We start from the raw sequence: 26,437 nt of genomic DNA on the forward strand, positions 1-26,437 counted from the left end.
CATGATCCTCAAACCGATTTTTTATTTTTTGTGATCGCCCTGACAACCAGTAAAACTTTTTAGTTATTTTTACTAAATATTTACTATCTTCTCTCCCATAGAAACACGTCTCAGGAGAGATCACGTGAATAATTGGGAAAATATCGAGAAGCAGTCGGAGAACCGTTTACCGCCACGCGCCTCCTTTTTCAGCTATGAAAATCCACAGGCGGCGCTGCGTTTCGATCGCGCAGCCAGTCACTGCTTTCAGTTGCTCAGCGGCCGCTGGCAGTTCCGCTTTTTCGAGCACCCGGCGTTAGTCCCGGATGAATTCTACAATCAGCCGATGACTGCATGGGGTCACATCACCGTCCCTGGCATGTGGCAGATGGAAGGCCACGGCCAGCTGCAATATACCGATGAAGGTTTCCCCTTCCCGATCGACGTTCCTTACGTTCCCACTAATAGCCCGACCGGCGCGTATCAGCAGCGTTTTACCCTCGATGCAGCCTGGACAGGCAAACAAACGCTGATCAAATTTGACGGCGTGGAAACCTATTTCGAGGTGTATGTGAACGGGCACTACGTCGGATTCAGCAAAGGCAGCCGCCTGTGCGCAGAGTTCGATATCAGCGCCAGCGTGAAACCGGGTGAAAACCTGCTGTCGGTGCGTGTTTTACAGTGGGCGGATTCAACATATATCGAAGATCAGGATATGTGGTGGATGGCGGGAATTTTCCGCGATGTGTATCTCATCGGTCAGGATCCGGTTCATCTTAACGATTTCACCGTAGTCACCACATTCGATGAAAACTACTGCGACGCCGTGCTCAACATTGATGCCGTGCTGCGTAATTTACTCCAACCCGTCAGCGGTTATCGTCTGCACGCGCAGTTATTCGACGATGGCGTCTGCGTGGCACAGTTATCAGCAGATAACCTGAATATCGGCGATGAAACGCGCTGTCGCCTGGACATTCCGGTCAGTCATCCGCGCCAGTGGAACGCGGAACATCCTGAGTTATATCAGCTGTTGCTGACGCTGTATGACGACACGGGACAGATGATTTCGGTGGTACCTCAGCGCGTTGGCTTTCGTGATATCGGCGTGCGTGACGGGCTGTTTTACGTCAACGGACGTTATCTCAAGCTGCACGGCGTAAACCGTCACGATCACGATCACCGCAAAGGGCGCGCGGTCGATATGGCGCGGGTGGAACGCGATATCATCCTGATGAAACAGCACAATATTAACTCGGTGCGCACCGCGCATTACCCGAATGATCCTCGCTTTTACGAGTTGTGCGATATCTACGGATTATTCGTGATGGCCGAAACGGATCTGGAAAGTCACGGTTTCGCGAACGTCGGCGATCTGAGCCGCATCTCCGACGATCCGCACTGGGAACACGCCTATGTGGAGCGTATCGGGCGTCACGTCATGGCGCAAAAAAACCACCCGTCGATCATTATGTGGTCGCTTGGCAACGAATCCGGTTATGGCTGCAATATCCGCGCCATGGCGAAACACTGTAAAGCCCTCGATCCGACGCGTCTTGTTCACTACGAAGAAGATCGCGACGCCGAAGTGACCGACGTCATCAGCACCATGTATTCCCGCGTACAGATGATGAATGCGTTCGGCGAATACCCGCACGCCAAACCGCGCATCATCTGCGAATACGCGCATGCAATGGGCAACGGTCCCGGCGGATTAGCCGAATATCAGGCCGTTCTGAATCGCCATGACAGCCTCCAGGGGCATTACATCTGGGAATGGTGCGATCACGGATTGCTGGAAACCGGTGAAAACGGCCAGATGCGTTATACCTACGGCGGCGATTACGGCGATTATCCAAACAATTACAACTTCTGCATGGACGGGCTGATTTACCCCGACCAGACGCCCGGCCCCGGCCTGCGCGAATATAAACAGGTGCTGTGCCCGGTCGGCGTCAGTCTCCGCGGCGGCGCGCTGCACATCAAAAATCGTTACTGGTTCAGCTCACTGGAAGACATCACGCTGTCGCTGACCGTTCAGGTCGCCGGACGCGGCCTCGAAACCCGCGAAATTTCCCTGCCGCACCTGCAACCCGGCGAAGGCGAAACGCTGGCGCTGCCAGAATTTTCCGCCAGCGGTCAGGAAGTTTTCCTGAATGTTGGCATTCGCAAAAACAGCCCGACGGTGTACAGCGAAGCGCAACATCCGCTCGGACAGTATCAGATGCTGTTGCAGGCAGCCCGCCCGTCAGCCATGAAACCTGCGCCGCAAAAGGCCGCAACGCTGTTATGTGATGAGCAAAAACATCAGCTTATCGTCAGCGGCGAGGGCTTCCGGCTGGCATTTTCCCGTCTGGACGGCGAACTGAAAAGCTGGCAAGTGGATGACGAAGAGATCACAGGCCGTGCGCCGAAACTCAATTTCTTTAAGCCGGTCATCGACAACCATAAACAGAAGTTCGAAGGCCTCTGGCAGCCCCATCATCTGCATATCATGCAACAGCATTTCCGGCAGATACACTGGGCGCGCCAGCAGGACGACGTCGTCATTGAAGTGCAAAGCATCATTGCGCCGCCTGTTTTCGATTTCGGTATGCGCTGCACTTATCGCTGGCAGATATCGCCTCAGGGCGTCGTCACCCTCGATTTATCCGGCTCGCCTTACGGTAATTTCGATTCAATTATCCCGAAGATCGGCCTCGATTTTGGCGTCAGCCGTCGTTTCACGCAGGTGGAATATTACGGGCGCGGGCCGGATGAAAACTATCAGGACAGCTGTCAGGCCAATCTCATCGGCCATTATCAGCAGCCGGTGAGCCGTTTATTTGAAAATTACCCGATGCCGCAGGACAACGGTAACCGGCAGGATATGCGCTGGCTGAGTCTGTGCGATGACGCTGGAAAAGGGATTTTCATTCAGCCGCGCCAGCCGCTCAATTTCAGCCTGTGGCCATACAGTGCGCAGATGCTGCAACAGGCGCAGCATATTGATGAACTGACGCCGGACGGCTGCCTGACCCTCAATCTCGATCACAAAATTTCCGGTCTGGGCTCCAATTCCTGGGGTTCCGAAGTGCTCGATTCTTATCGCGTCTATTTCTCGGCATTCCGCTACGGCTTCACGATGGTGCCGTTCAGCCAGCATGACACCAACAGCCAGCAGCTTGCGGAATTCACCTTTCATCCCGCGGAGGAAAACTGATGATTATTCTCGACTGTTTAACCGAATTTCAGCGGCTCTACCGTAGCGGAAAAAAATGGCAGCGCTGCATGGAAGCCATTAATAACCTGGACAATATTCGTCCCGGCGTTTTCCATTCCGTCGGCGATTCGCTGGTTTACCGGCTCGCCAGCGGCAGCGAAAAACAGCGGGCGGAATTCGAGGGTCACCGCCGTTATTTCGATGTGCATTACTACCTTGAAGGCACGGAGGAAATCGAGTTTTCTGCGAAATCTGCCCTGCACCGCGTGTCGCCTTATGACGATGAAACGGATCGCGAATTTTTTACCGGTCAGGGTGAAACGATAAAGGTACCTAAAGGCCGCGTGATCATTTTTGAAAACCACGAAGCGTACCGGTTCAGACCGGAAAAAGACGTCAGAAAAGTCATTTTAAAAGTGACCGTCGAAGAGAGTTATTTCGTTAATAAATAATAAAAAAACAAGAACCACTTACCCTATAAACATCGCAGTTGGAGAGTATTTATGGCCGGGTCCAGTCGAAATACCATAGGCAAATTTGGATTGTTATCCATGACATTTGCCGCCGTTTTTAGCTTCAATAACGTCATCAACAATAACATCCAGTTAGGCATCGCCTCGGCACCGGTATTTCTGGTGGCGACCATCATCTACTTTATTCCGTTTTGTCTGATCATCGCCGAATTTGTCTCATTGAATAAGAGTTCGGAAGCCGGTGTGTATGCCTGGGTGAAAAGTGCCCTCGGCGGCCGCTGGGCGTTTATGACCGCCTATACTTACTGGTTCGTGAATTTGTTTTTCTTCACGGCGCTGCTTCCCCGCGTTATCGCTTATGCGTCTTACGCCTTTTTAGGGCACGATTATATTTTCACGCCCTTCACGACTGCGATTATCAGCATCTGTCTGTTTGCCTTTTCCACGATGATTTCCAACAGCGGTGCGAAACTACTCGGGCCGATGACCTCCGTCACCTCGACATTAATGCTGCTGCTGACGTTCTCTTATATCGTGCTGGCGGGCGCTGCGCTGATGGGCGGCGCAGAACCGGCGGATCCGATTAATGTTCAGGCGATGACGCCGCATTTTAACTGGGCATTCTTAGGCATTATTGCGTGGATATTCCAGGCAGCAGGCGGCGCAGAATCGGTCGCGGTATACGTGAATGACGTCAAAGGCGGCAGCCGCGCGTTCGTGAAAGTCATCATTATTTCCGGGCTGGTGATCGGCGTGCTGTATTCCATCGCCTCGCTGCTGATTAACGTGTTTGTGGCCAAATCCGCGCTGCATTTTACCGGCGGCACGGTGCAGGTATTTGAAGGGTTATCCGCACACTTTGGATTACCGGCGGTGCTGATGAACCGCTTTGTCGGCGTGGTTTCCTTCACCGCCATGTTTGGCTCATTACTGATGTGGACGGCAGCGCCGGTAAAAATCTTCTTTACTGAGATTCCTAAGGGGATTTTTGGCGAGAAAACTATTCGTCTGAATAAACACGGTGTTCCGACCCGCGCGGCGTGGATCCAGTTCCTTATCGTTATCCCGCTGATGTTAATTCCGACATTAGGCTCAGACAGCGTGCAAGATTTAATGAATACGCTGATTAACATGACCGCTGCCGCGTCGATGCTGCCGCCGCTGTTTATTATGCTGGCGTACCTGAATCTGCGTCTGAAATACGACAGCGTCGAGCGCGATTTTAAGATGGGCTCCAGAATGCAGGGGATCACTATCGTCGGTACACTGATTGTGATTTTCACCGTCGGGTTCATCGCCTCAACCTTCCCGACCGGTGCCAGTATTATCACGATTGTGTTCTATAACGTCGGCGGACTGGTGTTGTTCCTCGGCTATGCCTGGTGGAAATACAATAAATATTCCAAAGGACTGGACGATAAAACCCGTTATCACGAAGACACGCCGCTGGCGAGAATTGTGCTGGAATCGCAGAATGAAACAGCGCGGGTGAAGAAAGAGAATATGGCAAAGTCACTTTCCGGGGCGTAAGACTGCGCCCTGCAAAGCGAAAATAAGGACATAAAAAAACCGCCTGAAGAGGCGGTTTTTATTTTTCTGCACCAGAACTTACAGCGCAGAACTTACAAAGCGATATCCGCAGGCTGTTTTGGCTCTTGTTTGGCCTGAACATCCAGCGGTCGTAGCTGAACCACGTCGGCGACCGGCGTGGTGATCATCGACGGCGTTTCCAGTTGCAGAATACGGCTGGTTTCCAGCAGCTCTTTCTCGGTCGCTTCGATATTGCCATTCAGTTTGGTGCCGTAAGACGGGATGATTTCACGGAATTTGGCCTGCCATTCCGGGCTCGCGGCTTTCTCTTTGAAGACCGTTTCCAGCAGTTTCATCATGATCGGCGCTGCGGTTGACGCACCCGGTGATGCACCAAGCAACGCCGCAATACTGCCATCTTTTGCGCTCACCACTTCAGTGCCCAGACGCAATACGCCGCCGTGTTTGCCATCTTTTTTGATGACCTGCACACGTTGTCCGGCCACCCAGCGTTTCCAGTCTTTTTGCTCGGCTTCGGGGAAAAATTCCTTCAGCGCGGCGTGACGGTCTTCATCGCTGAGCATCACCTGCCCGACCAGATATTTCACCAGATCGAAGTTACCCATGCCGACATGTGTCATCGGCAACAGGTTGGAACTGTTCACACTGCCAAACAAATCCCACAGGGAACCGTTTTTCAGGAACTTACTGGAGAAAGTGGCGAACGGCCCGAACAGCAGAACCTGTTTGCCATCAATAATGCGGGTGTCGAGATGCGGAACGGACATCGGTGGCGCGCCCACGGCCGCTTTGCCGTAAACCTTCGCCAGATGGCGTTTCACCACATCCTGATTTTCTGTCACCAGGAATTCACCGCCGACCGGGAAACCGCCGTATTCACGCGCTTCAGGAATGCCGGATTTTTGCAGCAGCGTCAGGGACGCACCGCCCGCACCGATGAACACGAATTTCGCATTCACCACGCGATGTTTGTGGCTGTGTTTGAGATCGGTAATCGTCACGCGCCAGCTTTTATCCGGATTGCGCTGGATATCGCGCACTTCCTGACCGTTTGCCAGCGTGAAATTGGATTTTTTCTGCAACGCCTCGACAAGCTGTCGGGTCACTTCGCCGAAGTTCACGTCCGTACCTGCGGTGGTGCGGGTCGCGGCAACTTTTTGCTTCGGATCACGGCCATCCATGACTGCCGGGATCCATTGTCTGATTTGTTCCGGGTCTTCCGAATATTCCATCCCGCGGAACAACGTGCTTTCCTGCAACGCAGCAAAACGTTTGCGCAGGAAATCGATATTCTCATCGCCCCAGACAAAGCTCATGTGCGGCACGCTGTTGATGAACGAGCGCGGGTTATTCAGCACGCCTTTCTGCACCTGATACGCCATAAACTGACGGGAAACCTGGAAGGCTTCGTTGATCGCCACGGCCTTGGTGATATCGACAGAACCGTCGGGCATCAGCGGGGTATAGTTCATTTCTGCCAGCGCGGAATGGCCGGTACCGGCGTTATTCCAGCCGTTGGAACTTTCCTGCGCCACGCCGTCCATGCGTTCAATCATATGGACTGACCAGTCCGGCTCGAGTTCCTGGAAATAGGTCCCCAGGGTAGCACTCATAATTCCGCCGCCGACCAGCAATACATCAACGGATTTTTCGTCTTCTGCGGCCGCAGGCTCGCTGGCACCCAGTGAGTCACGGTTGAGAAGCATACCAAGTATCTTTCTCATGACGTCTGTTTCTCTAAATGTTCAGTTCTGTTCTGTTATGAATCGTTGTTGTGACTATCGAACAAGAAATTAGCAAAAAAACACGCGGGATCGTTACTGAAACTTCATTTTTTCAAATGATGGCTACGAATATAACATTATCACTACAAAAATTAAAAAAGGATTTAACGTTTCAAAAAAACAGGCAAACGGGATACCGGACAGCGCTTCAGGCCGCGTCACCGCTGGATTTGAAGGGTTTTGCAAAGGCGTTTTAGAGGGCCTGGGGGCGGTCAAAGAACGAGCTATTCGTGCTAAATCGGGTTTTGTGGTGAAAGCGAGATGTTAAAAAGGCGCAGTTGCCCGCGCCTTTACGATCACTTTTTACGGAATCAGATTACAACGCGACGTCTGCCACTTGTTTCTGCTCTTCGCCCTTTTTAGGAGCTGAAGAATTGTCCGCCGCCGGAGCCGGTTCCGCCGCTTTCGGTTGCGGGTTGTCGAGCATCAGAACGCGGCTGGTGTCGCCCAGTTCTTTCTCGGTTGCCGCCACGTTGCCGTTCAGTTCTGTACCGTAAGAAGGGATGATTTCCTTCAGTTTGGCCTGCCACTCCGGTGTGGCGACCTTGTCTTTAAACACTTTTTCCATCAGGTGCAGCATGATCGGAGCCGCAGTGGATGCGCCCGGAGAAGCGCCCAGCAGCGCGGTAATGCTGCCGTCTTTCGAGCTGACCACTTCGGTGCCGAGACGCAGAACGCCGCCTTCTTTCTCATCTTTTTTGATGATCTGCACGCGCTGACCGGCTTCCCACAGACGCCAGTCTTCTTTCTTCGCATCCGGGAAGTATTCACGTAATGCATCGAAACGGTCGTCATCGGAGAGCATCACCTGGCTGACCAGATATTTCACCAGATCAAAGTTGTCGATACCCACGTGGGTCATCGGCATGATGTTGGAGAAATTCACGCTGCCGAACAGATCCCACAGGGAACCGTTTTTCAGGAACTTGCTGGAGAAGGTGGCGAACGGCCCGAACAGCAGAACCTGTTTGCCATCCAGAATACGGGTATCGAGGTGCGGAACGGACATCGGCGGTGAGCCGACAGACGCTTTCCCGTACACTTTCGCCAGATGACGTTTCACCACGTCCGGGTTCTCAGTCACCAGGAACTCGCCACCCACCGGGAAGCCACCGTAGTTGTCCGCTTCCGGAATGCCGGATTTTTGCAGCAGCGTCAGGGACGCGCCGCCCGCACCGATAAACACGAATTTCGCTTTGATAACGCTTTCTTTGCCGTCGTTTTTCAGGTCGGCAACGGTCACGTCCCAGGTGTTATCCGGGTTACGTTTAATGTCGCGCACTTCATGACCGAGGCTCAGGGAGAAGTTAGGCTTCTTCTGCAACGAGGCCACCAGCTGACGGGTGATTTCGCCGAAGTTTACGTCGGTACCAATCGGAATGCGGGTCGCGGCGATTTTCTGCGCCGGATCACGCCCTTCCATCACCAGCGGGATCCACTGTTTGATTTGCGCCGGGTCTTCTGAATATTCCATGCCACGGAACAGCGTGCTTTGCTGCAATGCCGCAAAACGTTTACGCAGGAAATTGATGTTGTCATCACCCCACACAAAACTCATGTGCGGCGTGCTGTTGATGAAGGAACGCGGGTTGTGCAGCACGCCGTTCTCAACCTGATAGGTCCAGAACTGACGGGAAATCTGGAAGGATTCGTTGATTTCAACCGCTTTGGAGATATCGATACTGCCGTCGGCTTTTTCCGGTGTGTAGTTCATTTCTGCCAGCGCAGAGTGGCCGGTACCGGCGTTGTTCCAGCCGTTGGAGCTTTCCAGCGCTACGCCGTCCAGACGCTCAACCATGTCGATTGACCAGTCTGGCTCTAATTCCTGAAGGTATGTCCCCAGCGTCGCGCTCATAATGCCGCCGCCGATCAGTAACACATCAACGGGCTTTTCATCTTCTGCCAACGCTGACTGGCTGAAAGCAACCACGTTAAGGCAGAGGATCATGGCGAGTATCTTTCTCATGACGTCTGTTTCTCTGAATGTTTAGTTTTAGTTTTGCAGGTGAAAGCTATCCAGATTTCCTCTGGATAAACGAAATCAACAACCCGGCGGTGCGGTGGGAAATAAGCGATTATTTCCACAGAGTATGAAAGGACAATAATGGGGAGCAACGAAAACCGCGGCGAAGAACGACAAATCAACCACACAAATGTTACCGAATACTCATATTATCGAGATTTCGTAAACAATTTAACATTATCGTTACGTGCATTAAAAATAGTTTAATACTTTAAATAATTACATAAGTTAGTGACGTGACGAAATCATTCAGGCCAGATTCGCCTGTAAAGCCGCAGCATGCGCGGCCAGAGCCGGTGCCGGACTGTGGCCGATCAGCATGAAGTTGTAACCGGCATTGCGCCAGTAAACCACGTTCATTCCCCGGCGGATTTCTCGCTGCAATGCCGTATTGTCGCGGTGCTCGCTGCGCGTAATACACAGCGCCATCGGGCCGTAGCGCGCGTCAAGATAGGTAATTTGCGCGATGTCATATTCGTCATAATGCAACATACGGGCATCTTTCAGATCCGCGCCCTGCACCGCCAGCGCCGCCGGGCTCAGTGCAATGCCTAAGGTGTTTTGCACCCGCGCGAGCTGGATTTTTTGTTGTCCGGCAGAATCATCCACATCCGCCAGCGTCTGCGCGGTATACAGCGACATGTAATCCGCCACGCGCGCACGCCAGTTATCGTCAGAAGCAAAAAGCGTGGAATAACGTCCACCCAGCAGCCCGACGGCCAGAAAACTTAACGACGCGGCGAGCAGTGCGCGACGGCTGAATCCGGACGAACCGGCAATCCGTGCATCAGGGATAGCGTCGAGCGCAGCCTGTAATTTCCCGACCGGCGCTTTCTGCAACAGCGCGCCAAAGGCGTCGTGGAACGGTAAATTGCTGCGTGACATCTGCGCCAGCCGCTGCGCCAGCACGTCGTCCTGCGCCAGTTGTGCATCAAATTTTGCACGCTGAGATTCGCTTAGCTGGTTATCGAGGTATGCCACCAGAACTTCATCGGCGTAAGGCGCAGCCGGGATTTCACGGGTCATTTTTTCTCTCCCTGCTGCGGTTGGGTGGCGGTACCGGCGTCTTTTGCCAGCGTCAGCCGGGCGGTCGCCAGACGGCTCATGATGGTACCGATGGGGACGGAAAGCGTCTTCGCCGCCTCCTGATAGGTGAAACCTTCGACATACACCAGAAACACTGCGTTGCGCTGGGCTTCCGGCAGCCGGTTCACCCGCTGCATAACCTGCGTATGCCAGTGACGTTCCTCGAAAGACAGCGTATCGGCGGGCGCCTGCGTTTCATCAACATCAGCAAAACCCTGCCCCTGACGGACGTACTGCGCCCTGAGTTCGTTAACCCATATGGAGTGCAGGATAGAAAAGAGCCAGCGGTCCACACCGGTGCTGTCCTTAATCTGCGCGCAGCGTTCCAGCGCCCGCACGCAGGTGGATTGCACCAGATCGTCCGCCACATCATGCTTGCGCGACAGTACCATCGCGTAGCGCCACAGACGTGACAGGCACTGGCTCAGTTCAGAACGTAAGTCTGCCGGTGAGATTTATCGATTCTCCGTGATCAGGATTCCGGATGACCGTCGATGGCGGCGCTCAGGTCGCGGTATTCTTCGCAGCCGGTGCCGCACAAGCCTTTGATGGTCGCTAACTGGGCTTTGGCGAGATCAGGACGCCCTTTAATCATATAAGCCTCGCCGAGATATTCCCGGACTTTGGCATACTTCGCGTCAATCGCAATCGACTTCTGATAATAGCTGATACCTTCGTCGGTGCGCCCGAGTTTACGGGTGGCATAGCCGCGATAGTTCCAGGCTTCTTTGGTGTTCTGATCTTTCAGCGTATCCAGCACCGTCAGCGCTTCCTGATAACGACCGGTTTTCGCCAGATGATAAGCGTACTGCGTTTTATCCTGATCGGAAATCATGCTGCCTTTATCCACCATGCAGCTCTTAGTTTTGCTGTCGTAGATTTGCCCCTTCGGGCAGTCCGGCGTTTTTTTAGCGTCGGAATCATCACCCATCGCGTTAGCGGCGGCGCTGAAAAACAGCAGATTGCCCGCCAGACACACAACCGACAGCGCCTGTATTACCGTTTTTGTCTTCATAATGATGTCCTGTAGGGAATTAACTGATGACTTACGGGCGGCTTGTGCTGCCCGGTAACATGCGGCGCAAAATGCCGTCGCGGAGAACGTAATGGTGGAACAGTGCCGCCAGCGCATGTATACCCGCAATAATGATCAGCGCCCAGGCAACGTTGTTGTGCAACGAACCGAAAGTTCTGGTCATCACACTGTCGAAATTGAACACGTCAGGAATGGGGAATAAACCGAAGAAGTAGAACGGTTCGGCCTGCGACCAGCGGAATAAAAAGCCCAGAATGATTTGCGCGACCAGCAATAGATAGAGCGCCAGATGGGTCAGGTGCGCGGCGGCTTTCATCAGCGTCGGCATGGCGACCGGTTGCTGTTTACTGCGACCGGTGCTGACGGTAAACAAACGCCATAAAAGACGCCCGATAATAATCGCCGCCAGCAGTATCCCCACTGAGATATGCACCGATTGCAGCCCTTTGCGCAGCGGCGTGCCGCGCTCCAGCACTTCCCAGATATGCGCGCTGGCAAACAGGAAGATGACGGCCAGGGCCGTCAGCCAGTGCAGCAAAATAGTCAGGCCGTCGTAACGGCTGCGAAGAACAGAAGATGAAGTTTGCATATAAAACCGTGCCCGTCAGTGTTCGATATAAAGGTAAACACCTGAGCAGCGATTTTTATTCGCCGTGAAGGGAAATAATTTTCTCCGGTGAGGTTTTAAATGAAAAAAATTGAGGAGAAAATAGGCATCAGAACGCGAAAAGATAGCCTATATATAAATCAGAGACGCGCAAACAGCGCCCTGCGCGCCCGGAATGTCCCTTTTTGCGGGTCAAAATAGACGTTATTGCGCGATAAAGTTTTGCTCTGAGTGGCCGATAATCCGTATTGGGCGCCTTATACGTCAACGGCTGCGCCATAATTTTGCATTTATTTCTTATGAGGTGTGGCAGGTGAGCGAAGTATCGAAAGAGTCGTTTGCGAAGCGGAACACGCTGGCAATTTTGTCCGTTCTGCGAGACTTAAAGAAGAACCAGACCCTGGTCATGGTCAGCCATTCCCGCGGACAATTTATCAGTAAAATTCTGGACGTTGATGCTGACAACCATCAGTTCCTGTTCGATCTGGGCAGTTCAGATTACGAGAACACTCTGGCCGCTGAAGCCGGCACACTGACGTTTGTTGCGGAACCGGCCGGTGCCAAGGTTGAGTTTTCCTGCAGCAGAGTCCGCCAGGTCAGCTATGAAGGTTTGCCGACATTTACCTGCGATCTTCCGCCCGTGTTGTATTTCATTCAGCGCCGTGAGTATTTCCGCGTGAGTGTACCGCGGATGTCGGATTTCCGTTGCAGCGGAATATTGCCTGATTCCTCTGAGTTTGCTTATCGCGTGCGTGATATCTCACTTGGCGGGCTGGGGCTGGAGATTGAAGGGGCTACACCGCCGGAAATCACCAGCGGGTCAATGCTGAAAGATTCGCTGATTCAGCTAGCGGAGCTGGGAACCTTTACATTAGATCTGCAGTATCTCGGCGCGATGGTGCGTAAATCGGTGAGCAATAAAGGCGAAACCGTGACGTCGCAGCGGCTGAGTTTTAAGTTTCCGAATTTATCACCCGCGCAGGAACGCGACCTGCAACGGGCGATTTTTGAGCTGGAAAAACAGCAGCATATGAAAGCGAAGCGTTTCCAGCACGATTAACGTTTAGATAAACATACCGCCTGAGGCCTCAACGCGCTGGGCGGTCATCCAGCCCGCTTCATCACTGAGCATCAGCGCCACCATATCACCGATATCATCCGGCAAACCGGCGCGGCCCAGCGCAGTATTGCTGGCAACCAGTCTGTTCACATCCGGATTATCGCGCACCATACCCCCACTGAAATCCGTTTCAATTGCGCCAGGAGCCAGCACATTGGCGGTAATCCCGCGTGCGCCGAGTTCTTTCGCCTGATAGCGGGTCAGCACTTCGATGCCCCCTTTCATCATGGCGTAAGCCGATGAGCCCGGCAGAGCAAAACGCGCCAGCCCGCTGGAGATATTCAGGATGCGGCCACCGTCGGCCATCAGCGGCAACAGTTTTTGCGTCAGGAAGAACGGCCCTTTCAGATGGACATTCATCATCAGATCAAACTGTTCTTCGGTAGTATCGGCAAAAGACTGATGTAAACCTACCCCGGCATTGTTGATCAGAAAATCAAAAGTATCGCGCTGCCAGACCTGTTGCAGTTGCGCTTTTACCTGCACAACAAAGCCATCAAAACTGCCGGACTCACCGGTATTGAGCTGCAACGCAACGGCCTTTCCACCCTGTGCTTCGACAGAAATCACCACTTCCTGTGCCGCAGCGGCCTGATTGTGGTAAGTCAGAATCACGTCAACGCCCTTTTTTGCCAGCTTTTCAATGGCATTCTTACCTAAACCACGGCTTCCGCCGGTCACTATTGCGATTTTACGGTTCATATCTGACCTCATTGGCTTTTTGTACCTTCTGCATCGGATGAAACACAGCCTATTGGATTACCGCAGAGTGATAAATGAGCCATAATGATTTTCACTGTCTCATTCTCAACAACAATCAGGCAAATTGTGGATAAAATTCAATCAATGCAGGTGTTTGTGCGCGTCGCTGAACTGAGTAATTTTACCCGCGCGGCTGAAAGCCTGGGATTGCCCAAAGGCAGTGTGTCGCGGCTGGTGCAGCAACTGGAAACGCGGATGTCGGCACGTTTGCTGCACCGTTCAACGCGCCGCGTACAACTGACACAGGACGGACAGGTGTTTTATCAGCGCTGCAAAGAGTTGCTGGCCAGCATGGATGAACTGGAATCGATGTTTCAGTCGAATCCGGCCAGTGTCAGCGGACGTTTGCGGGTTGATATGACCACCGGTATGGCGACGCATCTGGTGTTACCGCGTCTGGCGGAGTTTCTTAACCGTTATCCGGCGCTGGAAATTGAACTGAGCTGCACTGATCACCGCGTGGATGTGGTGCGGGAAGGGTTTGACTGTGTGATCCGCTCCGGCACCCTTAAAGATTCCGGGCTGATTGCGCGTCCGCTGGGGCATCTCAGCATGGTTAACTGCGCCAGCCCCGGTTATCTGCGCCGCTACGGCACGCCGGATCACCCTGACCAGCTGGCACAACACGCCATGGTGCATTATGAACAAATCCTCGGCAGCCATACGTCGGCCTTTGAATATCTCGACGGCAAACAGGTGAAAACGGTCAAAAGCGGCGGCGCGGTGACGGTTAACAGCACCGAAACCTACGTCAGCGCCTGTATCAACGGCCTGGGCATCATTCAGGTTCCGCTGATTGGTGTACGCGACGCGCTGGCGGGTGGTCAGCTGGTCAGTATTTTGCCGCAGTTCCGTGCACCGCCAATGCCGGTGACGCTGGTTTATCCCCATCGTCTGAATCTGTCACGCCGCGTTAAAGTGTTTATGGACTGGCTGACCGATATCACCCAAACGTTCATTGCCTGAGCTTTCAGACGCCTCTGGCTTAGCCCTCACCGCTCAGGCGTCTATACTTAAGGCCGGATGAATTTTTAAGGACAACATGGATCAATGCCCATCATTTCAAAACAAGAACCGGCCACACAGGAAAAACCGACCCCGCTGATCAACATCAAAACCGGCAATCAGACGGTGGATAAAAACATCGGCAGATTTTCACGACTCGTGGAATACGTGCAGTCCTGGGGCTGGGTGGCACATTTGCTGCGTGCCACGGAACGCTTTAACGATCGCCTTGGCAGCCAGTTTGGCGCGGCCATCACCTATTTCTCCTTTCTGTCGCTGATCCCGATTCTGATGGTGTCCTTCGCTGCGGTCGGTTTTGTGCTGGCCTCAAATCCTGATTTGCTGGCAGAACTGATCAACCGAATCGTCAACAGCATCAGCGACCCGAATCTGGCGAATACGCTGAAAAGCACGGTAAATACTGCCATCCAGCAGCGTACTGCCGTGGGGTTATCCGGTTTGCTGATTGCGCTTTACTCCGGCGTGAGCTGGATGGGGAATTTGCGCGAGGCGATCCGTGCCCAGTCGCGCGATGTCTGGGAGCGTAATCCGCAGGATCAGGAGAAAATTTACCGCCGCTATATTCGCGATTTTATTTCCCTGACCGGGCTGGTGCTGGCGCTGATTATCACGCTGTCGCTGACGTCGATTGCCGGTGCCGCGCAAAAAACCATTGTCGATGCGCTGGGTCTGGGTGGCATTGACTGGCTCCGCCCGGTGATGACCAGTATCACGCTGGTGATTTCCATTGCCGCTAACTATTTGCTGTTCCTGTGGATTTTCTGGATGTTGCCGCGCCACAAACCACGCAAAAAAGCGCTGCTGCGCGGGACGTTGCTGGCGGCGATGGGTTTTGAGGTGATTAAATTCGTGATGACCATGACACTGCCGAAGCTGGCGACCTCACCTTCCGGCGCAGCCTTTGGTTCAGTGATCGGCCTGATGGCTTTCTTCTATTTCTTCGCCCGCCTGACGTTGTTTGTCGCCGCGTGGATAGCGACGGCGAAATACAAAGATGACCCGCCGATGCCGGATCCGAAGCAAAAAGCCGCCAAACACGCGAAAAATGCCACGGAAAACGACAGTGAATACACGCCGGACAACCTCATCGTGCCAGACGAAATGCATATATCCACAGTTAATGCTGAAGATGAAGTTAAAAAGCAGTGAATAATGCTAAGTCAGGCATGGCGCCGCCGTGAAAACCAGAATAACTGACTGAGAGCCGTACTTTTATTTTGCGGTTTTGCAGTCAGTTGCTCTGCCTTTTACCCATTCGCCAAACTTATGACTGGCGAAATCCTGCCCTGATAAAATAATCCCCCGATCCGGCTTTAAACGCCTTTTTTCGCGGCTTCCGCTGCGTTGAAATACCGCCGCGCTCTGCATAAGATGCCTTTTCGATATACATTTATTTACATTAGATCCCTCCCACTCATTACAAATAAGAAACACTTATGCAAGCCACTATCACTCCAGAATTAGAAGCTGACGCGCAATTGGTGAGTCAGAACTCCCGCAGCAAAGTCATCGTGGCATCGCTTATCGGTACGGCCATTGAATTCTTCGACTTTTATATCTATGCCACTGCTGCGGTGATTGTTTTCCCGCACATTTTCTTCCCGCAGGGTGACCCGACGGCGGCCACGCTACAGTCTCTCGCGACCTTTGCCATCGCCTTTGTCGCCAGGCCGATCGGTTCCGCGCTGTTCGGCCACTTCGGCGACCGCGTCGGACGTAAAGTCACGCTGGTGGCCTCTTTGCTGACGATGGGCGTGTCTACCGTGGTGATCGGCCTGCTGCCGACCTACGCAACCATTGGCGTTTTCGCACCGATGCTGCTGGCGCTGGCGCGTTTTGGTCAGGGTCTGGGCCTTGGCGGTGAATGGGGCGGCGCGGCGCTGCTCGCCACCGAGAACGCACCGGCGAAGAAACGCGCCCTGTACGGTTCTTTCCCGCAGCTTGGCGCACCGATTGGCTTCTTCTTCGCGAACGGCATGTTCCTGCTGCTGTCGTGGCTGCTGACCGACGAACAGTTTATTTCCTGGGGCTGGCGTGTGCCGTTCCTGCTTTCTGCGGTACTGGTGATCGTCGGTCTGTATGTGCGCGTTTCCCTGCACGAAACACCGGTATTTGCCAAAATTGCCAAAGCCGGTAAACAGGTGAAAGTGCCAATCGGCACGCTGTTCACTAAATATAAAAAGGCGACGATTCTCGGCACCTTTATCATGGTTGCGACTTACACGCTGTTCTACATCATGACCGTGTATTCACTGGGTTACGGCACTGCCGCAAAGCCGGTCGGGCTGGGCATTCCGCGCAATGAATTCCTGTTGATGCTGATGATCGGCGTGGTCGGTTTCGGCGTGATGGTGCCGGTTGCCGGTCAGCTGGCGGATAAGTTTGGCCGTCGCAAACCATGATTTGTATTACGCTGCTGATGATCGTCTTCGCCCTGTGTTTCCCGACCATTCTGGGTGCCGGTTCACAGGCGCTGGTGATGGTATTCCTGCTGTGTGGTTTCATGGTGATGGGGCTGACTTTCGGTCCGATGGGTGCGCTGCTGCCGGAGCTGTTCCCGACAGAAGTTCGCTATACCGGCGCGTCCTTCTCCTATAATGTGTCTTCGATACTGGGCGCATCTGTCGCGCCGTACATCGCCACCTGGCTGGCAACCCATTACGGGTTGTTCTATGTGGGCGTTTATCTGGCCTCAATGGCAACGCTGACGCTGATCGCGCTGCTGCTGTCCAAAGAAACCGCCCATCAGTCATTGTAACTGACCCGGATACCGTGCCCGGTTTGCGCCCGGCACGGTGCCTTCTGCGAAGGTCTCTTATGCGCTTGCGTCGATTTATCCTGCCTGTTCTGATCCTGCTTATCCTTATTACTGCGGCCTTTTGGTATTTCTGGCCACACACCTCCAATCCCAACGCTCTGTGGAACATCATCAGCAAGAAATGCGTGCCGAATCAGCAAAGCACGGGCAAACCTGAGCCCTGCGCGCAGGTCGATGAACAACAGGGTTTTGTGGTGCTGAAAGATCTGAACGGCCCGCTGCAATATTTGCTGATGCCGACCGCGCGGATCACCGGTATGGAAAGCCCTGCGTTGCTGGAACCGTCAACGCCAAACTTTTTCAGCCAGGCATGGAATGCGCGGCATTTTATGGCGGATAAATACGGTAAACCGATTGATGACAGCAATGTCTCGCTGGCGATTAACTCGCAATACGGACGGTCGCAGAATCAGCTGCACATCCACATCTCCTGTCTTTTGCCACAGGTAAAAACCACGTTGAGCAAAGATGGCGGGCAGATGGGATATAACTGGCAGGAACTGCCGGATAAGCTGCTCGGACACACCTATCTGGCGCGTAAAGTGACGCAGGCTGAGCTGAATGAGAAAGGCGCTTTCCGGCTTCTGGCCGAAGGTGTGCCTGAAGCCGATAAAAAGATGGGACATTTCGGCATGGCGATGGTCAGCCTGCCGGGCGGCGATTTCCTGCTGCTCGCCAGCGAGCGTGACCTACTCAAACTCAATAACGCCTCCACCGAAGAAATCCAGGACCACAAATGTGCGGTACTGGATCCGGTGCCTCAGCCTTAAAGCCCCCTTCCGGCCTTCCCCTTCGCAGGGGGAGGCGTTAATCCAACACGATTACTTCTGTTTCATCTGCTGCAAGATCGGGCCGCACTGGTTTTCTTCATTATCACTTGGAGAGATCAACGCCAGCAGCGCGGCAGCCGGGGCAACGACAGCGCCAAGCGCGACGGCTGCGGCACCGCGGGCAATCAGCGGCCCTGGTTTCACGCCGGCATCCGGATTTTTATAGGTGCCGCGAACATACAGCGGTGAACGTAAGGTCAGGATACGCACGCCCTTGCTTTCAGGGTTGATCGACAGATCCAGCCGTTCGGTTGCCATATTGGTGTTGCCGGTAATGTTAATCACCGCATTCTCAGTATCGAACACAAACAGCCGTGGCGTGACCAGTCCGTTCTTCACATTGACGTTGGCGGCCGCGCAGTTGATCGCCACTTCATCATCGCCGAACAGTTTACTCACCACGTAATTACCGACATTCAGCCCTGCCAGTTCCATCAGGCCACGGCTGATCACGCCATCGTTAATAAGGATTTTCATATCACCGTTGCTGGTACCGAGCAGCGCTGCGACCGAATTCCCGGTGCCGGTCAGCGTGGCGTCACCGTTCAGGTCGCCCAGACTGCGCTCCATTGACTGTACGTTTGGCAGCAATTGCTTGAGCTTCAGTTTGCGGGCATGGATATCGGCGCGCGCCTGCATCGGCGATTTGTCACCTTCGAGGCGGATGGTGGAATTCAGATTACCGCCAGCCAGACCGAAACGCAGCGGGTCGAGCAGGATCTCGCCGTCGGTCAGTTTCAGGTGAGTACTCAAATCGCTCAGCGGCAGGGATTTACCATGCTCGATACGTTTGGCGCTGAATTTCACATCAGCGTCCATTACCCGCCAGCTTTTGGTATCGAATTTCTCCACCGGCAATACTTTGTCGGCAGGCTGCCGGGTAGTTTCACCACGTTTGGCTTTGTCCTGGTTAGAATCGGCACCAATCAGCGGAGCCAGATCAGCAAAGCGCAGCTGTTTTGAAACTACCTCACCGGTCAGTTTAGGTCGCGGTTTAACGGCCTGATAAGTCAGTGAGCCGTGAATATCGCTGTCGCCGATTTCACCGTTAAAGTTCTGATAACGGTAAATTGCGCCGTCTTTATCATGCAACGTCGCCGATAAATGCCCGTCGGTGGAATACGGTGGCGTTTGCGGCAGCAGCACGCCGGTCAGGCCATACAAGTCAGACAGCGTCTGGCCGGAGAATTTCAGACGTAAATCCAGCCCCCCGAGATTCATCGGATCCTGCAATGTCCCCGCGACGGCCACCCGCGTATTCCCGGAACGGACATCTGCCTGTAACGGGAACAGCACATCCGGGTCTTTCAGCGCCAGCATGCCACCGATTTTGCCGCTGCCGGAAAGCGATTCACCGTTGTATTTGCCGTCAACTTTCCAGCCAAACACATAAGGCGGGGTTTTGGTTTTCGGTGCATCTTTCTTATCACCGACCACTTCCGTGAACGGCAGCGGTTTGCCCAGCGGATCAATCACGGCGCGGAAATCAGCTTTCAGTTTCGCGTCTTTATAGTCAATTTGCCCGCGATCAAACACGATATCATTGAGCGTGAATGACCAGGCAGACGGCGGCTGCGCCGGATCCTGCGTATCGCTGTTGGCGAGATTGAACGTCCAGTTATTTTTGCCATTATCCAGACGCAGCAATGAAGCATCAGGCTGTTTCAGCCAGATGCGCGGGATCAGCACTTCTTTATGCAGTAAGGCGAGTGGCGCAATGCTGGCGTCAACGCGGGCGAGTTTCACCATCTGCGCGTCTTTTTCGCCGGTTTGCACATCGGAAGGGTTACCGAGCACGATATCTTCAGCATGAATGTGCGGCCACGGCACCCACGCGCGCCACCCCGCTTCGTCTTTCTGACGCGACCAGTCCACGCCTAAATCACCGCGGATCGCGAATGCGCGGTTCAGTTCGGTGCTGACTTTTTGATTGATGGTCGGTTTGAGGCGGTTCCAGTCGAATGTCGCAATGAAAATCACGACAGCAATCAACACAATGATAATCACACCCACAACCCAGGAAATCACTTTACCTGTGCGTGTCATAAATCTGTTCCTTTCAGACAGTTAACCAATCCCAAGTTTTAACCATAGTAGAATTCTCAACAGCTTGCAGGAAGGGGCATTCGTGAAGGGGGCATATCAGGCAGGAAGTCGGAAGGTAATGCTTTTTAAATCAGTGAAATGAAAATGCATCACACCACAACGAGTCACCAGCAACTTTGAGAGTTTGCCTCAGCAGGTCAGGCGTGATCCATTATCCTTTGAAATGTATGGGCAGATTATCCAGATTGTCGAAAATGGTGGGACGCGCCAGATAATAGCCTTGTGCCGCCAGCGCATCAGAATTGCAGACCATCGCCCATTCAGAGGCCGTTTCAACGCCTTCAATAATCACGCCTTTGCTATAGCGGTTCATCAGCGTCACCAGCGTGTAAAACAGCCGCGACCCCTCTTCACTCTGGCCAAGCAAAATAAACAGATCGCGGGCGATTTTGATGTATTCGTAATGCCAGGTGGTGAAGGAAGAGAAGTTAGCGATACCCTGACCAAAGTCATCGAGCCACAACCGGTCAGATTGCTCGATTTGCGACAGCGGGATACTCAGCGCATTTTCGGCGCTTTCAACCAGTTCAAAACGGACATACGGCATCGCGCTGATTTGCGCGCGCAGCGCCGAATCAGATTGCAGCATTTCCAGTACCTGACCATCTACGTTAATCGACGCCAGTAATTCGTTTTCAATGAACAGATGCTGCCAGCGCTGCAACAGGTCGAGCTGCTCCTGCACGATTTGCAAACGTTTGCCCACAGCGATCGCGACAAAATATTCTTCCGGCGAAATGAATTTGTGCGGGCTCGCAGGGTGAAAAATCCCTGTCAGCAATTCAATTCCCAACAGCTTTCCTGTGGTGCGATAAATAGGCTGAAAACGGTACACTCTCTGACACTGACGCCAGTAAGACTGTGCTTTTACGCGCTCTATGGCGGTAAAAGAAGGCGTAATCAGCCCTAACATCATCTTAGTTATCATATTTTTCTGCCGTCATGAATAAGAATCAGATAATCAGGGGGACATGCGGCAACATGTGTCGCGTGACTACAATGTGATTCATGTCAACAGCGTGTGTTCGCAGAACACTGTGTTTCATGGAGGCAAAGTAGCCCGGTTTCCTGGCTTTCTTTAGTAGAGTTATCTATCGGCGCTGCGCGGGGAAACTTTAATCACTCGATATAACCTTACAATCTGTGCGCCTAAATCAGCCAAAAATCCGGGCTGGAAGTTCTTTTACACAGGCTCTACAGTGGAAGCACTGAATATTTTATTGACGCCTCATTCACAAGCCGGAGAAAAAAATGCCTTACGTTAATATCAAAATCACCCGCGAAGGCGCGACAGCTGAACAGAAGAAAGCGCTGATCGCCGGGGTGACACAATTACTGGTGGACACGCTGGGCAAAAATCCGGCGACGACCGTGGTCGTCATTGACGAGGTCGACACCGATAACTGGGGAGTGGGTGGCCGTCCGGTGACCGAACTGCGTCAGGAAAATAAGTAACTGCCTCAGGTGGAAGTGCTGACGCTTCCACTTTTCCCCTCGTTTTTTCTTCGTTTTTTTGCCTGCTGCCTACAAAAATAAAACCTTGTTTTAATTTATTTGACTGACCGCATTCTTATGAAGAGACTAGAGCGCAATAATGACGGTCTTTTCTTTCCTTTCGTTTTAATGCTTCAGACATAGGCCAGGTACCATGACCAGCAAAAACATTGCCGTTATCGGCGAATGCATGATCGAATTATCTCAGAAAGGCGATGCGCTCCACCGCGGTTTTGGTGGCGACACGCTGAACACGTCTGTTTATATCTCCCGCCAGGTTTCCCCTGATGCGCTGAACGTGCATTACGTCACCGCGCTCGGCAATGACAGTTTCAGCAATGAAATGTTGCAGGCCTGGCAGCAGGAAGGGGTTCACACGGATCTGACCCAGCGCCTTGAAAACAAGTTACCCGGTTTGTATGTGATTGAAACGGACAGCACCGGCGAGCGCACCTTCTATTACTGGCGCAATGATGCTGCCGCGCGCTACTGGCTCGACAGTCCGCAATCCGAAGAGATTTGCCAGAAACTGGCAGAATTTGATTATCTGTATCTGAGCGGTATCAGTCTGGCGATCCTCAGCGACGCAAGCCGTGACCGTCTGATGACCTTGCTGAAAGCCTGCCGTTCACGCGGTGGCAAAGTGATTTTCGATAACAATTACCGTCCGCGTCTGTGGGCCAGCAAAGAACAGACGCAGGCCGCGTATAACGCCATCCTTTCCTGCACCGACATCGCCTTTCTGACCCTCGATGACGAAGATATGTTGTGGGGCCAGAAGCCGTACGACGACGTGATTGCGCGCACCCATGCGCTGGGCGTCAGCGAAGTGGTCGTCAAACGCGGAGCCGACAGTTGCATCGTCTCCAGCGCTGAAGGCGAGTTGCATGATGTCCCTGCGGTGAAATTGCCGAAAGAGAAAGTCATTGATACGACGGCAGCAGGAGATTCCTTCAGCGCCGGTTATCTGGCGGTGAGGCTCACCGGTGGCAGCGCGGTGGAAGCCGCAGTGCGTGGACATGAAACAGCGAGTACGGTTATCCAGCATCGCGGTGCGATCATTCCGATGGAGTTTATGCCGGGGCGGGTATAAGGGGAGTTTTTCTTTACTCCTCCCCCTGCGAAGGGGGAGGCTGGGAGGGGGTTTTAATGACTAACTCTTTGCTAAAGCACACTTAAACTTTTTGATTTAGACCTTAATACCCCACCCCAACCCTCCCCTTCGCAGGGGAGGGAGCCGACCGAATTCTTACTCAACGATCTACTTATTGCGCAGTCGTCGCCGATGCCGCTGGCACATCCCCCGCAGGGGCATCAACCGCAGGCGCGGTTTCCACCGGTGCCATTATCTTGTCATAAACCGCCCGCAGCTCTGCGGCATTCACCTCAGGTTCCCCTTTTGGCTGCGCCACTAATAACGCAGGAGCGCGGGAAAGCTGTTGCTTCAGTTCCTGATTCAGCACCGGCAGGGTCAGCGTGGAAAGGAACTGCTGACGCAATTGCTGATACTGTTCTGGGGCGATATCTACCACACCGTTTTGCTGGGAACGCAAACGCTGGCTCATCAGCACATCGGTATCGGTGCGGGCGTAAGTCGCGAACAGTTTGCTCAGCTGATCGTTTTTCTGCGCAATCAGTGCGTCAAATTCAGCCTGAGAAATGCCTTTATCGCGAACAGCCAGGAGTTCTTCTGACAAACGTTTAAACAACTCCGTCAGCTTAGCCTGCGGTGCTTCAATGCGGATTGCACACTGCGCGCGCTGATATTGCACATTACAGTCGAAACCCAGCCCCGGGCCAGGTGCCGGGGTGTCTTTTTTGGTTTCAAACGCACTTTTCAGTTGTTGCTGCAAATGCCAGAACAACGCTTCGCGGGCTAGATCACTGCGCCAGTATGCGGCAAGTGCCTGTGAATCCTGAATGGGCTGCCAGGCGTTATCCCACATTAATGAGACACGATCCTGAGTCAGATTTTCATCCATGACGGTCATGGATTTTGTCGTCACTTCAGACAGCGTGGGCAACGTCTGCGGCGTCTGGCGGCTGCCTTTGAGTGACGAGAACGTGCGATTGATTTGTTCACTCAGGCCACGACTGTCGACATTACCGACGACAAATAACGTCATCGCATCAGGCGTATACCACTGATGATAAAATTTGATTAATGCCTCGATATTGACAGGTTTGGTCGGTAAATGGTTTGGATTGTGACCAACCAGCGTCGAACCGGCCATCCGCGCACGCCACCAGGCATCCTGCGTATTTTGAGGCAGAGAACCTACCGGATCCTGAGATTCCTGACGGGCTGCACTCACCAGCGCCGGGGTGACAGACACTTTGCCCGCCGTATTTGCCAGCCAGTTCAGAGCATCTTTCAGAAGCTCAGGACGGTTATTGGGCAGGCTCAGGTTGTACATCGTGAAATCATAAGAACTGACCGCTGGCGGCAAGGGCCGCTGCGGATTGATACTTTGCTGCCACAGAGACTGGAGCTGAGCCGTGCTGAAGCCTTCGCTGTGCATCAGCGCAAGGCGGGGAAGGAAATGGGCATAGCCCGTTTGCTGGGCTGATTCCGCCAGCGAGCCGGTGCGAACCACCAGGCGTAATTCAATGCGATCGCTCGGGCGTTGCGGCGTGGTCAGCAACTGCCAGGTAAATCCATTGTCCAGTTTCCCCTGCTGCCAGGCCGGATCTGGTTGTAATGCTTCAGCTTGCACATGACTTGCGGCTGCTGCCAGCAGCAATCCACCAATGAGTAAACGGATTTTGGTGCCCTGCATGTGAACCCCTACGTAATGACAATCCAATTTTCAATATGCTGTCCTGCCGGTGTCGGTCGACTGGCCCACAGGAATTGAATGCGTAAGTTTAAGGACGGAAAATACAGCCCTTCGTTAGACCGCGCATTTTTCGCAATGTCACGCAGCCCGCAAAAATATTATGGGAACGAACGCCAGATGAGGCATTTGAGGGACATATTATGAAGATAATCCACCGGTTGCATCAAGTAACCGGTGGATATTAGGTGGGTTTGGGGCTAAATAAATGCGTTTTTAGAAACCTTTCTCAATATTTTCATCCATTCAGCCACCATATTTCAGAAATTTCAGGCGGACTTTTCGGCTTCGGTCAGACCTTTCTGGCCGTTTAAGGTCGCTTTTAACTGCCCTTCGTCCAGCTGATCACACCATTTTGCGACCACGATGGTGGCGACGCCGTTACCCACCAGATTGGTCAGCGCACGCGCTTCGGACATGAAACGGTCAATGCCCAGAATCAGTGCCAGTCCTGCAACCGGTAAATGGCCCACAGCAGACAACGTTGCCGCCAGCACGATGAATCCGCTGCCCGTTACGCCTGCCGCCCCTTTTGAAGACAACAGCAGCACCACAATCAGGGTGATCTGATGCCAGATATCCATATGGGTATTGGTCGCCTGCGCGATGAAGACTGCTGCCATCGTCAGATAAATCGAGGTGCCGTCCAGATTGAAGGAATAGCCGGTCGGAATGACCAGCCCGACCACCGATTTCTTACAACCCAGACGCTCCATTTTATCCAGCATGCGCGGCAGCGCTGATTCAGAAGATGACGTGCCCAGCACGATCAGCAGCTCTTCTTTAATGTAATTCACAAACTTGAAGATGCTGAAACCGGTGAAGCGCGCGATAAGCCCGAGCACCACCACCACGAACAAAATACAGGTCAGGTAGAAGCACAGGATCAGTTGTCCCAGTTGCACCAGCGAACCGACGCCGTATTTGCCGATGGTAAACGCCATGGCCCCAAATGCGCCAATCGGTGCGAGGCGCATGATCATATTGATGATGCCGAAAATGACCTGAGAGAAGCTTTCGATCACATTGAAAATCAGCTGGCCTTTGTGGCCCAGACGGTGCAACGCAAAGCCAAACAACACAGCAAATAGCAGCACCTGAAGAATGTTCCCGCTGGCGAATGCCCCAATCACGCTGGAGGGGATCACGTCCAGAAGGAACGGAATGATGCCCTGGCTTTGCGCCTGCTCGGCGTAAACCGCTACCGCTTTGGCATCCAGCGCGGCAGGATCCACGTTCATCCCGGCTCCCGGCTGTACAATATTGACGATCACCAGCCCGATGATCAGCGCCAGTGTACTGACAATTTCAAAGTACAGCAGCGCAATCGCACCGGTGCGGCCGACCGCTTTCATGCTTTCCATACCCGCAATACCGGTGACGACAGTACAGAAGATCACCGGCGCGATGATCATCTTGATTAATTTAACAAAACCATCACCAAGTGGTTTCATTTGAGCGCCAATCTCAGGGTAGAAATGCCCCAGAAGAACACCGACGGTAATAGCCAAAAGCACCTGAAAATACAGGCTTCTGAAGAGTGATTTTTTCATGAATACCCATCCTGAAGTGATTGCGCCGACTTCTATTTTTTGTAAGGTCAAAGGTAATGAGTGGCAGCAGGTAAATAACACAAGCACAACATGATGGAAATATTTCGTTTCCCTCCGCAATCACGAGTCATGAAAAACCGGAGCGGAAAG

At 53.2% G+C, this 26,437-nt stretch carries 20 protein-coding genes and 1 pseudogene; 10 read left to right on the plus strand and 11 right to left on the minus strand.

Going from position 1 to position 26,437, the window contains the following annotated elements; genetic code table 11:
* The first annotated feature begins 124 nt into the window (after positions 1-124).
* From ebgA to GW591_RS19380, 3 genes are read left to right on the plus strand one after another with little or no spacing between them, the layout of a single operon-like run.
* Entirely contained in the window at positions 125-3,181 is a 3,057-nt protein-coding gene (ebgA, locus tag GW591_RS19370) for a beta-galactosidase subunit alpha (RefSeq protein ID WP_166861259.1), read from the plus strand.
* A complete protein-coding gene (locus GW591_RS19375) occupies positions 3,181-3,633 on the plus strand; it encodes a beta-galactosidase subunit beta (protein WP_112197942.1) in 453 nt (150 codons plus the stop codon). The genes ebgA and GW591_RS19375 overlap by 1 nt, the downstream gene beginning before the upstream one ends.
* 51 nt (positions 3,634-3,684) lie before the next feature.
* Positions 3,685-5,184 carry an amino acid permease gene (locus GW591_RS19380; protein ID WP_013573482.1) on the plus strand — a complete coding sequence of 500 codons (1,500 nt, stop codon included), beginning with the start codon at positions 3,685-3,687 and terminating at the stop codon, positions 5,182-5,184.
* Between the two features lie 92 nt (positions 5,185-5,276).
* On the opposite strand, the gene mqo is transcribed toward GW591_RS19380, so the two are convergent.
* From mqo to GW591_RS19410, 6 genes are all read right to left on the minus strand, one after another.
* The gene (gene mqo, locus GW591_RS19385) at positions 5,277-6,929 is read right to left on the minus strand and encodes a malate dehydrogenase (quinone) (protein WP_013573481.1); all 1,653 of its coding nucleotides are present in this window, start codon (positions 6,927-6,929) and stop codon (positions 5,277-5,279) included.
* Positions 6,930-7,305: 376 nt separating this feature from the next.
* Complete coding sequence (locus tag GW591_RS19390) at positions 7,306-8,955, minus strand: malate:quinone oxidoreductase (RefSeq protein WP_013573476.1); 1,650 nt, start codon at positions 8,953-8,955, stop codon at positions 7,306-7,308.
* A gap of 306 nt (positions 8,956-9,261) precedes the next feature.
* A complete protein-coding gene (locus tag GW591_RS19395) occupies positions 9,262-10,038 on the minus strand; it encodes an anti-sigma factor family protein (RefSeq protein WP_166861261.1) in 777 nt (258 codons plus the stop codon).
* Entirely contained in the window at positions 10,035-10,490 is a 456-nt protein-coding gene (locus tag GW591_RS19400) for a sigma-70 family RNA polymerase sigma factor (protein ID WP_013573474.1), read from the minus strand. The genes GW591_RS19395 and GW591_RS19400 overlap by 4 nt, the downstream gene beginning before the upstream one ends.
* Before the next feature lie 80 nt (positions 10,491-10,570).
* Complete coding sequence (locus tag GW591_RS19405) at positions 10,571-11,113, minus strand: tetratricopeptide repeat protein (RefSeq protein WP_013573473.1); 543 nt, start codon at positions 11,111-11,113, stop codon at positions 10,571-10,573.
* Positions 11,114-11,144: 31 nt separating this feature from the next.
* Positions 11,145-11,723 (minus strand): cytochrome b, encoded by a 579-nt coding sequence (locus GW591_RS19410; RefSeq protein ID WP_013573472.1) that lies wholly within the window; start codon positions 11,721-11,723, stop codon positions 11,145-11,147.
* Between the two features lie 331 nt (positions 11,724-12,054).
* Between GW591_RS19410 and GW591_RS19415 the strand changes: the two genes are divergently transcribed.
* Entirely contained in the window at positions 12,055-12,801 is a 747-nt protein-coding gene (locus GW591_RS19415; RefSeq protein ID WP_013573471.1) for a flagellar brake protein, read from the plus strand.
* Positions 12,802-12,804: 3 nt separating this feature from the next.
* On the opposite strand, the gene GW591_RS19420 is transcribed toward GW591_RS19415, so the two are convergent.
* Complete coding sequence (locus GW591_RS19420) at positions 12,805-13,563, minus strand: SDR family NAD(P)-dependent oxidoreductase (protein WP_013573470.1); 759 nt, start codon at positions 13,561-13,563, stop codon at positions 12,805-12,807.
* Positions 13,564-13,689: 126 nt separating this feature from the next.
* Here GW591_RS19420 and GW591_RS19425 point away from each other — a divergent pair, with 126 nt between their 5' ends.
* The 4 genes and pseudogenes from GW591_RS19425 to GW591_RS19440 all read left to right on the plus strand — a co-directional run bounded on the left by GW591_RS19425 (position 13,690) and on the right by GW591_RS19440 (position 18,237).
* Positions 13,690-14,589, plus strand: coding sequence for a LysR family transcriptional regulator (locus GW591_RS19425; RefSeq protein WP_014411462.1), 900 nt, complete (start codon positions 13,690-13,692; stop codon positions 14,587-14,589).
* A gap of 84 nt (positions 14,590-14,673) precedes the next feature.
* Positions 14,674-15,798 carry an inner membrane protein YhjD gene (gene yhjD, locus GW591_RS19430; RefSeq protein WP_013573468.1) on the plus strand — a complete coding sequence of 375 codons (1,125 nt, stop codon included), beginning with the start codon at positions 14,674-14,676 and terminating at the stop codon, positions 15,796-15,798.
* Between the two features lie 287 nt (positions 15,799-16,085).
* Positions 16,086-17,407: pseudogene (locus GW591_RS19435) on the plus strand (MFS transporter).
* Between the two features lie 59 nt (positions 17,408-17,466).
* The gene (locus tag GW591_RS19440; protein ID WP_013573466.1) at positions 17,467-18,237 is read left to right on the plus strand and encodes a CDP-diacylglycerol diphosphatase; all 771 of its coding nucleotides are present in this window, start codon (positions 17,467-17,469) and stop codon (positions 18,235-18,237) included.
* 51 nt (positions 18,238-18,288) lie between these two features.
* Here GW591_RS19440 and GW591_RS19445 read toward each other — a convergent pair whose 3' ends face one another.
* Together GW591_RS19445 and pdeH are read right to left on the minus strand one after the other, a co-directional pair.
* Positions 18,289-20,343 (minus strand): AsmA family protein, encoded by a 2,055-nt coding sequence (locus GW591_RS19445; protein WP_166861264.1) that lies wholly within the window; start codon positions 20,341-20,343, stop codon positions 18,289-18,291.
* A gap of 211 nt (positions 20,344-20,554) precedes the next feature.
* Complete coding sequence (pdeH, locus tag GW591_RS19450; RefSeq protein ID WP_013573464.1) at positions 20,555-21,331, minus strand: cyclic-guanylate-specific phosphodiesterase; 777 nt, start codon at positions 21,329-21,331, stop codon at positions 20,555-20,557.
* 323 nt (positions 21,332-21,654) lie between these two features.
* Between pdeH and GW591_RS19455 the strand changes: the two genes are divergently transcribed.
* Positions 21,655-21,858, plus strand: a complete 204-nt coding sequence (locus GW591_RS19455; protein WP_013573463.1) for a 2-hydroxymuconate tautomerase family protein — start codon at positions 21,655-21,657, stop codon at positions 21,856-21,858.
* Between the two features lie 193 nt (positions 21,859-22,051).
* Complete coding sequence (gene kdgK, locus GW591_RS19460; RefSeq protein WP_166861266.1) at positions 22,052-22,990, plus strand: 2-dehydro-3-deoxygluconokinase; 939 nt, start codon at positions 22,052-22,054, stop codon at positions 22,988-22,990.
* A 172-nt stretch (positions 22,991-23,162) separates the two neighbouring features.
* Here the strand turns inward: kdgK and GW591_RS19465 are convergent, their stop codons facing one another.
* On the minus strand, positions 23,163-24,677 hold the full coding sequence (locus tag GW591_RS19465; RefSeq protein WP_013573461.1) for a M16 family metallopeptidase: 1,515 nt from the start codon (positions 24,675-24,677) through the stop codon (positions 23,163-23,165).
* A gap of 326 nt (positions 24,678-25,003) precedes the next feature.
* The gene (locus GW591_RS19470; RefSeq protein ID WP_013573460.1) at positions 25,004-26,287 is read right to left on the minus strand and encodes a dicarboxylate/amino acid:cation symporter; all 1,284 of its coding nucleotides are present in this window, start codon (positions 26,285-26,287) and stop codon (positions 25,004-25,006) included.
* Positions 26,288-26,437 lie beyond the last annotated feature (150 nt).

The sequence above is a fragment of the Rahnella aceris genome (assembly GCF_011684115.1).
In the GTDB taxonomy this organism is placed as follows: Bacteria; Pseudomonadota; Gammaproteobacteria; order Enterobacterales; family Enterobacteriaceae; genus Rahnella; species Rahnella aceris.